General features: G+C 61.2%; 10 protein-coding genes and 1 pseudogene. 4 read left to right on the top strand and 7 right to left on the bottom strand.

The features are described from left to right. The coding region (locus ACWIZX_RS00345; RefSeq protein ID WP_448334443.1) for a hypothetical protein at positions 1–230 on the top strand (230 nt) is incomplete at its 5' end. A 67-nt stretch (positions 231–297) separates the two neighbouring features. On the opposite strand, the gene cas4 is transcribed toward ACWIZX_RS00345, so the two are convergent. The 7 genes and pseudogenes from cas4 to cas8a1 form a co-directional block, all read right to left on the bottom strand. Continuing rightward, positions 298–957: a CRISPR-associated protein Cas4 gene (gene cas4 / locus ACWIZX_RS00340; protein WP_448334442.1), complete on the bottom strand. Its 660-nt coding sequence runs from the start codon at positions 955–957 to the stop codon at positions 298–300. A 72-nt stretch (positions 958–1,029) separates the two neighbouring features. After that, positions 1,030–1,233: pseudogene (gene cas2, locus ACWIZX_RS00335) on the bottom strand (CRISPR-associated endonuclease Cas2); the annotation flags it as partial. Positions 1,234–1,238: 5 nt separating this feature from the next. After that, the gene (gene cas1 / locus ACWIZX_RS00330; protein ID WP_448334441.1) at positions 1,239–2,288 is read right to left on the bottom strand and encodes a CRISPR-associated endonuclease Cas1; all 1,050 of its coding nucleotides are present in this window, start codon (positions 2,286–2,288) and stop codon (positions 1,239–1,241) included. A gap of 72 nt (positions 2,289–2,360) precedes the next feature. Then, a complete protein-coding gene (gene cas3 / locus ACWIZX_RS00325) occupies positions 2,361–4,790 on the bottom strand; it encodes a CRISPR-associated helicase Cas3' (RefSeq protein ID WP_448334440.1) in 2,430 nt (809 codons plus the stop codon). Between the two features lie 3 nt (positions 4,791–4,793). Next, the gene (cas5, locus tag ACWIZX_RS00320; protein WP_448334439.1) at positions 4,794–5,516 is read right to left on the bottom strand and encodes a CRISPR-associated protein Cas5; all 723 of its coding nucleotides are present in this window, start codon (positions 5,514–5,516) and stop codon (positions 4,794–4,796) included. Positions 5,517–5,536: 20 nt separating this feature from the next. Next, positions 5,537–6,616 carry a type I-B CRISPR-associated protein Cas7/Cst2/DevR gene (cas7i, locus tag ACWIZX_RS00315; RefSeq protein ID WP_448334438.1) on the bottom strand — a complete coding sequence of 360 codons (1,080 nt, stop codon included), beginning with the start codon at positions 6,614–6,616 and terminating at the stop codon, positions 5,537–5,539. A gap of 46 nt (positions 6,617–6,662) precedes the next feature. Next, complete coding sequence (cas8a1, locus tag ACWIZX_RS00310) at positions 6,663–8,114, bottom strand: type I-B CRISPR-associated protein Cas8b1/Cst1 (RefSeq protein ID WP_448334437.1); 1,452 nt, start codon at positions 8,112–8,114, stop codon at positions 6,663–6,665. A 257-nt stretch (positions 8,115–8,371) separates the two neighbouring features. Here cas8a1 and ACWIZX_RS00305 point away from each other — a divergent pair, with 257 nt between their 5' ends. From ACWIZX_RS00305 to cmr1, 3 genes are all read left to right on the top strand, one after another. Beyond that, entirely contained in the window at positions 8,372–8,734 is a 363-nt protein-coding gene (locus ACWIZX_RS00305) for a nucleotidyltransferase domain-containing protein (RefSeq protein WP_322792811.1), read from the top strand. 130 nt (positions 8,735–8,864) lie between these two features. Continuing rightward, entirely contained in the window at positions 8,865–9,704 is an 840-nt protein-coding gene (locus tag ACWIZX_RS00300; RefSeq protein ID WP_448334436.1) for a CRISPR-associated ring nuclease, read from the top strand. Between the two features lie 92 nt (positions 9,705–9,796). Further along, a complete protein-coding gene (gene cmr1, locus ACWIZX_RS00295; RefSeq protein ID WP_322793835.1) occupies positions 9,797–10,711 on the top strand; it encodes a type III-B CRISPR module RAMP protein Cmr1 in 915 nt (304 codons plus the stop codon). The last annotated feature ends 55 nt before the right edge of the window (positions 10,712–10,766 follow it).

Below are 10,766 nucleotides of genomic sequence, written 5' to 3'. Positions count from 1 at the left end.
ACTTTGTGCTGAATCAATCAGCCGGACGGATTGATTTTGTTTCAGTATCCACAAGCGGATCGAAGGGGGTGCAACTTCGCTATGAAACGGACTTTGTCGCCGGAATTGAATGTTTCAGTATCCACAAGCGGATCGAAGGGGGTGCAACGCCGTTTTTTGCCCGTTTTTTTACCGCTTTTTCGCTTTCCGCGCGAATTCGGGCGGTTCTGCGGCCCTTTTTCTGTTTTTGATTATAAACGCAATCCTCCCATTTTCGCAAATCGTTTTTTGTCCAAAAAACGGCGAGTTTTGCGAAAACTACACTGCCGGCGACACATCGTTGCAAAAACGGCGGAACTCGCACACTGCGCATTGAGAAAATTTACGAGCCGGCGGCGGCAGCTGCTCCCCCTGCATCACCTGACGCATCTCGTGCAGGGTTTTTTCCAGCTTGCGGCGCAGGGCAGCTGAAAAGGACACCTCAACCGCCTTGCGCAGCGGAATCTGGTAGATAAATCCACGCCGGGCGGGGCGGCCGCTGGCTTCTTCCAGCAGCAGGGCGTAGGCGGCCAGCTGCAGCTGCACATGAGCGCCAACCGTGCGGCTGAATTTGAAGTCCACCGGTATGACCTCGGGCGGCTGCTCTTCATCCAGCCAGATGACCATATCCACCACGCCGCGCAGGCCCAGCCGCGCCGAGCTGAGGTGCAGGCGGAATTCTTTGCGCCCATTTTCCAGCCCGTAGCGGCTGAAGGCGCGGCGCAGTTCGCGGCTTTCTTCCAGTTCGCCTTCCTGACGGCCAACTTCCATCAGGTAGGTGGTGGGGCGCACATCCGGCAGGCAGGTCAGGTAGTACAGGATGCGCCGGCAGTAAATCCACTGTTTGAGGTCGGTGACCATGAGCGGGGCTTCTTCATCCCGCCGGCGCAGGCGCGCCTGCAGTTCGTACAGGTCTTCTTCGGGAATTTCGACAGGCATGGCTCAGGTTTCCTTTGCGGTTTGATCAATGACTTTGCGTTTGCGCCAGTCCTCATTGCAAATGGGGATGAGCTGCACATTGCCGGGCTTTTTGCCCAGAATGCGGCGGATTTTTTGGAGCAGTTCATTCTGCAGGCTGTTGGGCAGCCAGCCGCAAAAAGCGCTGTATTGAATGCGGTCAAGACCGTAATCCAGGCAGGCATCCGCAATTTTGGTGCGTTTGGCGTCATCGGGGATGTCGTAAATCAGAATGAGATTGGGAATTTTCTCCTTCATGCCGGTTACCACGCCAGGGTGAACGGCTGGTAGGCGGGTCTTTCGCCGCGCAGGCAGGCGGCCAGGTGGCGCGCCTGAATTTGAATCACATTGCGCAGCAGGTGGCGTTTGTTTTCGTATTCCACACTGCTTTCCAAACGGTTAAGGATGGCTTCGGCCAGCTGACGGCGGAAGTCCTTACTCAGACGGTTGTCTTCGTCCTGTGCAAAGGGGATGCCGCGGTTGGCCATGCCGAAGATGGTACGGTCCACCACGACGGCGCGAAATTCTTCGATGAAGTCGAGCGTCATGGAAGGTTTGCCGGGCCGGTCGGCGTGGAGAAATCCGGCGTAGGGGTCCAAACCGGCCAGCACCAGGGCGCGTTCAATTTGACCGTAAAGAATGCCGTAACCGTAATTGAGCGCCGAGTTGACCGGGTCGGCGGCGCCGCGCCGCAATCGGCCGGGAAAGGCGTATTTTTCGGGCAGAATTTGGGTTACGGCGCTCCAGTAGCGTTCGGCGGCGCGGCCTTCAATGCCGAGCAGCTGATCGCGCACGGCTTCGACGGTCAGGCTGCCTTCCCGAAATTCGGGCAGGGTGCGGTACTGGGCCAGTTCCACCAGCTGGTCTTCAATTTCCAGGGCAGTGCGGCGCAGTTCTTCGTACAGTGTGGGCTGAGTTTCTTTGCGGTACTTGGCGATGTACTTGAGCAGGTTGGCCTGATTTTGTAATTTACCGCTGCCCATGGCCAGAGCCATATCCAGGCCCAGGGTGGTATCGTAGGCGCGCAGCTGGGCGCGGCGGGTGGCAATCGTGCCGGTCAGGCCGGCGCTGTAGAGGGCGGCATAGGGGCTGCCGCTGCCGCTGACAAAAAAGATGGGGATGCCGCGCTGGGTGCATTCGCGGATGGCGTCGGCGCTGAGGCTGACGCCGGAACTGGCGATGAGGATGGATTCGAGATGGACGAGGGGGGCCTGGGTAAGTTTCTGCTCGCCCTTGGTGACGATGATGCGTTCACTGTGTTTGCCGATGAAGGCGCCAAATTCATCCACGATAAGGTGCTGAATAATGGGCATGGTTTCCTCCATTTCGTATAGTCATTGGATCAATAGACCGATTCATCCCCCACCGGCCGCACTGCCGGCCGTTTAATCGAAATCCTCTGCCTGATCGGCGTCCGGCGGGCTGGGGGTCATCCCGCTGCCCGGCAGCTGCAGGCCGAGTATTTCGTCGTAAGGCAGGCGGACGACCGGCGGCAGGCGTTCATCCCCCTCCATGACCACGCCCATCTGCCGCAAGCGCTGCACCTGCCACCAGCCCAGCGGCACCAGCAGGCGGTCGGCATCCGGGTAGCGGTACTCCTCCTGAGCCTGAATGTACTCGTCGTACAGCGCTTCGGGCAGCACCTCCAGCGAATCGAACAGGCGGTTGAACTGCCCGGCGAGGGCCTGATCGGAATGAAAGGGCTTGAGGGCGGCGAGGAAGTTTTCCTCAAATTCCTGCAATGAGGCTTCAAAGTCCTGTTCCCAACGCGCCAGCAGGCTGTCCTGATAGACCTCATCCAGCCAGCCGGGCAGGGCGCTTTCATCCAGCAGCAAACCGTTGGGCCTGGCGGGGGCGGTGCGTTCCTTCAGCAGGTCGAGCGTGCGGGAGATTTGCTCGCGGGGGTGATAGACGTAACCGAAGACCTTTTCATCCTGAGTGAAGACGTACAGGGCGGCCGGGGGACGCAGGCCAAGCCGGTTGATCCGTCCAAAGCGCTGCAGCAGGGCTTCCAGCGGGGCGGGGTCGCTGTACAGTACGTCCAGGTCAAGGTTGAGGCTGACTTCCACCACCTGAGTGGCGACCACCACCAGCGGCTGACGGCGGCTGCCCAGCCCGGCCGCCTGAAGGATGGCGTTTTCGTGGCGCAGGCGGTCGCGCATGCAAAAGCGGCTGTGCAGCAGAAAAAGGGGAATGCCCGGCGGCAGGCTGGAGCGCAGCCGTTCCCAGACCTGCTGGGCACGCTGGACGGTGTTGCACACCACCAGCGCCTGCAGGTTTTCCGCCTGCACGCTGCGGCAGATGCGCTGCAGGTTTTCTTCGTCCAGCAGGCCGCCTTCCAGCAGGTGAAGGCGGTGGCGCTGAAAGCGGCGGCAGAGCTGCGGTTCGGCGCGCAGCACGGGGGGGTCGTTCAGCCGCTGGCGCAGCTGGCGGCGCAGCATGTGCGGCAGGGTGGCCGACATGACGAAGAAACGCGCGCCGTAATGCTGCGCCAGAAACTGGATGGTAGCCGCAATCATTCCCAGACGCCTGGGCTCGTAAGCGTGCATTTCATCGAAGATGAAAGCCGCTTCGCTGAATTCGGCGAGCAGGGTTTCGTAACCTTTGAGTTGAAAGGATGCCTTGAGCATCTGGTAAGGGCTGAAGACGCGCAGCGGGTAGTAACCGAGCGCGGCGCGGTCGTTCAGCTGGCGCGCCAGGCGGGCGGCCTCCTGCGGGGTGTAGGATTGATCCATCAGCCGCTGCATGAGGGCGAGGCTGCTGCGCCCGTGCAGCAGCCCCACCCGCCCGGGCAGCAGGGCATTCAGGCGGTCGAACATGGCGTTCATGCTGGCCTGAAAGGGCAGGGTGTAAAACAGGCGCGGCGGCTGCTGATGGGCGGCCCACAGCAGAGCGGCTTCGGTCTTGCCGCTGCCGGTGGGGGCAATCAGCAGCGCGCTGCCCGGGGTTTGGGCGGCGGCCTGCTGGTGGGCGTACAACTGAAAGCTGCCTTGCGAGAGCCTGCGCAGCTCAGCCAGCAGAGCGGGGACGGCTTCGATGCGGGCGGGGAGCGAATCGCTGCCGGCCGAGGCGAGGTGGTCGGATTGAATCATCAGGCCGCGCAGTACAATGGCCGGGCGGAAAACCGGCGCCATCTCCTCACGGCTGCCGGCGCGGTAGGCCTGTTCCTCCCATTCCAGCACGGTTTGCTGAATGGCCTGCAGCCGGCGGCGGATGCTTTTGGGCCGCAGGCCGGCCTGTGCCTGCCGCAATTCGGGCAGGGAGGGAATTTCCACGCCGCAGGGGCGCAGGTCGAGCGCGTCCCGCCAGGCAGCGGCGCAGGTTTCGATCCAGCGGTAGAGGAGGGGGATGTCGGCGGGGTCGAGCTCCTCGAGCATGGCGGGGAGCGGGTCGCTGTCTTCGTCCGGCGGGGTGCGGTAGTCGTCCAGTTCGTGCCAGTCTTTGTGATGGGTGGCAACTGCGGCGGCGAGCAAAATTTGCTCATCGGCTTCCAGATCGGCGGAAGCCCAGTCCACAAAGGCGAGCGAGAGCACCTCGTGGCGGTAGTTCCAGCGGCGGGCTTTGCCGCGCAGCACCTGTTGAAAGCCGCGGGCGGCTTTGCCGAAATCGTGCAGCCAGGCTGCCCAGAAGAGGATGTGCCACAAACGCGGTACACCCAGGGTTTGCGGCAGATGGGGGCGCAGGTGAATCAGGTCGGCCAGCCGGGCCAGGACCAGCCAGGTATGCTCCGCCAGACTTTGACCGGCGGAGCTGCCGGGCGGAGGGCTTTTTGCCCAGAGATGGTGCAAACCTTGCGGCTGGCAGGGGGGCAGCACGGCTCAATCCTCCACCCAGGTGTGAAAGACCAGCCCGAGCGGGTCATCCTCGATACGCGGCTCGCCGGGGTCGGCATAAATGGGCGGCAGGGCGGCATCGGCGGGCAGCATTAAATTGCGGGTGTGAATGCGGCGCTGCAGGATGAGGTAGCGCTCGAAAAGCGGGTGACGCTGGCGGGTGGTATCCAGCCAGCGCGGCATGAGCACACTGCGCCCGGCCAGGCTAAAACGGACGAAATCGTAGGGCAGCAGCGTGTTTTCAAAATAGGCCGCCTCAACCGGCTGCATTTCCAGCGTTTCCACCTTGGTGTAGGTGATCAGGTCCTGCGAGCGTCCCAGACAGGCGGCGTAACGCGGGCTGCGGAAGGCGCTTTCCCATTCCGGGCGGTTGAGGTAGAGCGTCAGGCGCGGAAAGAAGAGGATCTCACGTTTGAGCGGGTTGGCCTCGCCTTCCAGCGTTTTGGGGGTGTTGGGAAAGCCCTTCAGGCTGCCGCTAGCGGCGGAGAGGATGTAGGTGGTTTCCAGCTCGGTGTGTTTGCGCCGGTAGGAAAAGCGCACCGCAAAGCGCACGCCGCGCGGGTCGAACCACTCGCCCAATGCGCCGGCAATGTGGCCGTAGAGCGTGGCGGGCGGGGGCATCTCGTAGGTGGGCTGCACGCCGATCATGTAATAGGGGTAGCGGAAGGACGTGGTCAGCCCTTCGGCGGTGATTTTCAGGACGCGCATGGGCGTGCCTCCTGCGCGGTTCATTCCAGCCACTCGGGGTGGCTTTCCAGCGCCGAGCTGAGCGCCTCGAAAGCGCGGCGGGGGTGATCCACGTGCAGGCGGCCCTGCCAGGCGGCCAGGGCGGGGCTGTGCTGCAGCGCGTCCAGAAGGCGGCTGCGTTCGGCATCCTGAAAGCCCTGCACCCAGCCGACGTACACATCCGAGAGGATGTCCTCGCGGTGGACGGTGAGGGCTTCTTCCAGGGCGGGCAGGTTGAGCGCGGCGCGCTCGCCCTGACCGGTGAAGATGTGGCCGAAGATGTGGTTGCCGCCGCGGGTTACCGCCAGAAAGACCACATCCGGGCTGACATCGGTGTAGTGCAGGGTTTGTTTGGCGCCGCCGCTGAGCGCCGCCAGGCCGCTGAACAAAGCGCGCACGCGCTGCAGGCGTTCGGCGGTCGGCAGGCGGTAGGCTTTGAGCGCCGGCAGGTGCTGGAGCTGCTTTTGTTCTGCCAGGCGGATGCGCGGCTCATCCAGATTGAGGTAGCCGGTGCGGTCGGCATAGGTAAAGGTGCCGGCGGCGTTGAGATCAAGCGAGAACAGCCCCTGCAGCGTGGCGCGGTAGAACTGATGCTCGTGCGGAACGGGGTCGCCCTCCTGACGCGCCATGACCCCGAAGTCGTTGATCAGGCGAACCGGGCCGAGCGAAACCAGGGTGCTGACGCGGAAGGGGGAAACGCGGGTGACCGTTTCGGCGGTGGGGGTAGCGTTGCTAACCAGCCCGCTCTGTTCGCGCTGCTGAACGGCTTCGGTCTGTTTTGAGGGAGCGCGCATGTAACCGAACAGGTCGTCATCCCAGTAGAGGATGGGGTTGGCGTCGGTGTAGGCAATTTTCTTTTCGCGAAAGACGGGCGAATTTTGCCATTCGGCAACCTGTTCGCGGATCGTTTCGCGCAGCCAGTAGCGGAAGGCCTGCGCCGAAACGTAGGGGTAGGCGCCTTCGCGGGTGTTGATGGCTTTCACGCCGACGGCGTTATCGGTCAGGCTGCCGGGGATGTTGCCCAGATTGTTGAGGGCCGAGGCGGGGGCGTCAATCAAAATCAAACCGGTGACGAAAGACATGGCTGAATTCCTCCTGTGAATGGGTGAAAGGATTGAGTATTTTGGGTTAATCGGTTTCTTGGGCGGCGTCTTCTTCGGCTTCGGGGAGTTCTTCGGCGTGCTGCTGCAGCCAGCCCTGCGCGTAAAGCCGTTCCAGCATGCGAATCAGCACCAGATCGCGCCCCAGCCGCCAGTCGCCGTTGGGAACGTCCTCATACTGCTCAAAGACGTTCAGGAATTGATCCAGCCCGATGAGCGGCGGGTGCTGGTTACGCACCTGACGGGCCGAGGCACGAATGAGCGCGGCGCGCACCTGTCCGTAATTGCGCGCCATCCAAAACGTGTTGAAGAAGGAGCGGTCGTTGCTTTGCAGCACATATTGGGCGAGCTGATCGCCCAGCGAGCGGATTGAGTCAATGCGTTCTTTTTCCATTTGCATCACCTTTCTTAAGAAGAGTTCGGTCAGCGACCAGGAAATGAGGTTTGCCTCGCGGCGGGTGTCGTATTCGGTGGTGGGGTCGAGTTTGTCTTTGCGGCTGGCCGGGCGGCGCAAGAAGTAGCGGCGGAGGAAGACGGGCGCCGCATCGGGCAGGCTGAACAGGTCTTCGTAGAGCCGATTGTAGTGCGGCTGATTCTCCTTCCCGCTACGGGGAAGCTGCCAGCCGCGCTGCACCAGAGCCTCCCACTGGGCGCGGTAGGCGGGGCCGGCGGCGGCGCGCAGGAAAGCGCCCACTTCGAGGGGCAGCGGGTAAATTTGCAGCTCGGCGCCCTGTCCGCTGTTGGTGAAGTGGTAGGCGGTCAGGGTGAGGGGTTGGTCAGCGGCGCGGTCTTCCGCCTGACGGACGGCGGCGTGCAGCAGGTCAATCAGCAGGGTGCGCGGCTGATAGGGGCTGGTTTCGGGCAGCTTGGAATCGCCAGCGGTTTGCGCCAGCTGGATATTCCGGCGGTTGGTTTCCAAAAAGGTGCGCGCAAAGTAGAGCAGCAGAGCGGGCGAATCGCTGTGGACGGCCAGCAGCCGTCCGCTCACCTTGGCGCAGCCCAGCGGCAGCGCCTGCACGGCCAGCATGCTCACCCCGGAAAGCGGCAGACCGGCGTCGCCGTAGGGGAAGAAGTTGATCACCCCCTCGCCGGTGAGCAGGGGCAGGTGCTGGCGGAAAGCACGCCCGGGCGGCAGTTCGCCTTTGACATCGTAGCGCGCATCAGCCGCCGGCCGGCTGTTGAGCGGGTCGAGCTCCCCGCTGGCGGGAGCGTTGAAGGCGTACAGGGTGGCATCGGCATAAATCACGCGCTTTTCGGGTTGTTTTTCGTAAGCCGGCTGGGTGAAACCCGAATTGGGAAAAGCCACCGTCAGGAAGGACTTGAGCGGGTTGACCACGTAGTTCTTCTTCATGTAGTCGGCAGCCGCCTGCAGGTCGGCCGGCTCCAACTCGGCGGGATGCTGTTTGCGGGCAAAGGCGGTCAGCGTCGCCAGCCCGACATCGTAAAATGGATGACCGGTATATTCCAGATTCAACGGCATGAAAACCTCCTGTGAACCAATCCCCACTGAAGCGGCCAAAGCGGCCGAAAACAACGAACTGCTTTCATTATATAAGATTTCGGTGCACGGACAAACAGAAGAAATACCTAAAAATGCTTAGGAATTAATACCTAAACGTTACCGTCAAGGGTGAGAGAAGTTCATCCTGACCGGTCATTTCTTCCTGGCTGTTTGCCCATCCAAACATTCTTTTTCTTAGCCGGATTGGGGTTATAATCCACTTGGAGGTTTGAGCGGTGAAAGAAGGATGGCTGGATGAGAAAACGGCGCCGCGCGGTTTTCCGCCGGTCGCTGAAAGCCTGCCGCAGGTGGTGGAGCGGCTGGTGCGCGAACTGCGCCCGTATAAAATCATTTTGTTCGGGTCGTACGCACATGGCAATCCGACGCCCGACAGTGATGTGGATCTGCTGATTATCATGGATACTGACTTGCCGGCGGCGGAGCGTTTTTTGCTGGTTTCTCGATTGATGCGGCCGCGTGCCTTTCCGGTAGATCTGGTTGTAAAGACACCCGCAGAAGTACAGGCTGCTATCCAAAAGAAAGATACCTTTTTGTGCGAAATTCTAACAAAAGGCAGGCTGCTCTATGAGCGAAAATGACTGGCAGGGTTTATGCGTGCGTTCCGAAAATTCGGCGTCCCTTTGGCTTGCGTAAGGGCGGGTTTTTGGCTAAACTGGTTTTGTTTGGGTTTGTTTTCTGAATCGGTGATGTAATTACAAAATGTAATTCATGGGTGATCTTCTCATTTCCACGCTTAGCAGCGAGCCGCAGGGGGTTACCTGGCTGTTGGATTGGCTTTTGCAGCAGGGTTACCCGATAGAAGAGGTGGTCGTCATTCATACACAGGCGCAGCCCATTTTGCAGGCGGCGCAAACTTTGGCCGGGGAGTTTCCAGTTGCCTACCCGGGGCTGCGTTTGCGCCTGATGCCGCTCAGCGAAAACAACCGCCCGGTGCTGGATATTGCCACGCAGGCCGATATCTGGGCTTTGCTGCGCGCGCTGTATGCGCACATTCGGGCGGCGCGCTTTGCCGGTCAGCGGGTACACCTCAGCCTGGTGAGCGGGCGTAAGACCATGGCGGTTTTCGGCATGGTGGCGGCGCAGCTGCTCTTTGGGCGCGAGGACCGCATCTGGCATATGATTTCATCGGCGCCGTGGGGCGGGGCGGTCAAGGGACTGCACCCGGCGGCCGAGGACCGTTTTACGGTGGTCGAGGTTCCCTTTTTGCGCTGGGACGAGGCGGCTTCAGCACATCTGCTGCTGCAAGAATCAACCGATCCATGGGAGGCGCTGCGCCGGCACGCTCAGATCAGTGACGGGGAGAGCCTGCGCCGCAAGCGCGTATTTTGGAACGAACGCCTGACGGAAGCTCAGCGCCGAGCGGCGGAACTGCTGGTGCGCGAGGGGCTGGATAATGCCGCGCTTGCCCGCCGGCTGGGAAAAAGCCCGCGCACGGTGGCCAATCAACTGACGGCGGTGTACCGCGCCTGCGAGGGCTGGCTGGGCATGCCGGTCAACCGTGCCGTGTTCATTGCCGAGTTTGCCCCGTTGTTTCGCGGAGAGGATTAGGAAAAAGTTCCTAAGAAAAATTGGTCATTTTTACCGTAGCGGCGGGTCACGCCTTGCGGTAAAGTATTCTAAACCGGAGAAAGGAGTAAAGCATGCGGAAGGTAGCAATTGAGTTGATGACGGTAACGCCGCTGTTTTTGGGCGGCAGCGACCCGCGCAGCGGTCAGCCGCCGGAACTGCGCCCGCCCTCGTTTCGCGGGGCGATGCGCTACTGGTACCGCGCCGCGCTCGGCGGGGTGGTGGGGGATAAAAATCTGGGTGCGGTTCGGGCGTTGGAGGAGGCCGTATTTGGCAGTACGGACAGCGGCTCGCCGATCAGCCTGCGCATCAGCGGGAACTTAAAGTGGTCTTCCCACCCCATTCTGCCGCATAAGTCTGCCGGGCGCAGAAATGCTTTTGATGCCGGTCAGACCTTCCGTTTGACGATGAGCGCGCGCCCAACCTGCCCGGATTTGATCTGGGCGAATGCCTGCATGGCGCTCAACCTGGCGCTGACTTTGGGCGGGGTGGGACTGCGCTCACGGCGCGGCATGGGCAGTCTGCAGGTGGTGAAAAGCAGTGACCCGCAATTAGTGCCGGTTTTCCCAAAAAACGAATCTGAAATCACGAAATTTATTCAAATTGTTGTCCGCTCTGCGGTTCGGCAGGCTCAAGCTTTGGCTGGCGAGAAAGGAATTGCCGTGACGCAATTACCCGAAGAGCCTACCGAATTTCCCTCTGCAGCCATGAATGCCGAAATACGATTGTTGAGCCAAATCAACGCCAGAAATGGGGTAGAGGCCGTAGCCGACCTGATGCGCCGCTTCCCCAAACAAAACTGGCTGGGAGGTATCAGCCCGCGGCAGGCTTCGCCGGTTTGGGCGAGGGTGTTCAAAACCACGGAAGGATACCATCTTCTGTTCACCCTGCTGCCGGCAAAACTGGCGGGCGATACTCATGATTACACTGAACTGCGAAGATGGTTAAAGATGGGCAATGTAGTGGGGGTGAAAGGATGGAACCAATGACAAATACAATGGATAAAGCCCTGGCAATCTTCACCTTCTCGCCGGTGCAGTCCTT

Source organism: Bellilinea sp., from assembly GCF_053501535.1.
The sequence above is the reverse complement of the archived record's forward strand: the minus strand, read 5'-3'. Positions and strand labels throughout refer to the sequence as shown.

Bases quoted from the DNA above. Each gene is read 5' to 3' on its own strand.
- cas1 (WP_448334441.1), bottom strand. From the start codon at position 2,288: ATGCCCATTATTCAGCACCTTATCGTGGATGAATTTGGCGCCTTCATC.
- cas4 (WP_448334442.1), bottom strand. From the start codon at position 957: ATGCCTGTCGAAATTCCCGAAGAAGACCTGTACGAACTGCAGGCGCGC.
- cas7i (WP_448334438.1), bottom strand. From the start codon at position 6,616: ATGTCTTTCGTCACCGGTTTGATTTTGATTGACGCCCCCGCCTCGGCC.
- cas5 (WP_448334439.1), bottom strand. From the start codon at position 5,516: ATGCGCGTCCTGAAAATCACCGCCGAAGGGCTGACCACGTCCTTCCGC.
- cas8a1 (WP_448334437.1), bottom strand. From the start codon at position 8,114: ATGCCGTTGAATCTGGAATATACCGGTCATCCATTTTACGATGTCGGG.
- ACWIZX_RS00300 (WP_448334436.1), top strand. From the start codon at position 8,865: ATGGGTGATCTTCTCATTTCCACGCTTAGCAGCGAGCCGCAGGGGGTT.
- cmr1 (WP_322793835.1), top strand. From the start codon at position 9,797: ATGCGGAAGGTAGCAATTGAGTTGATGACGGTAACGCCGCTGTTTTTG.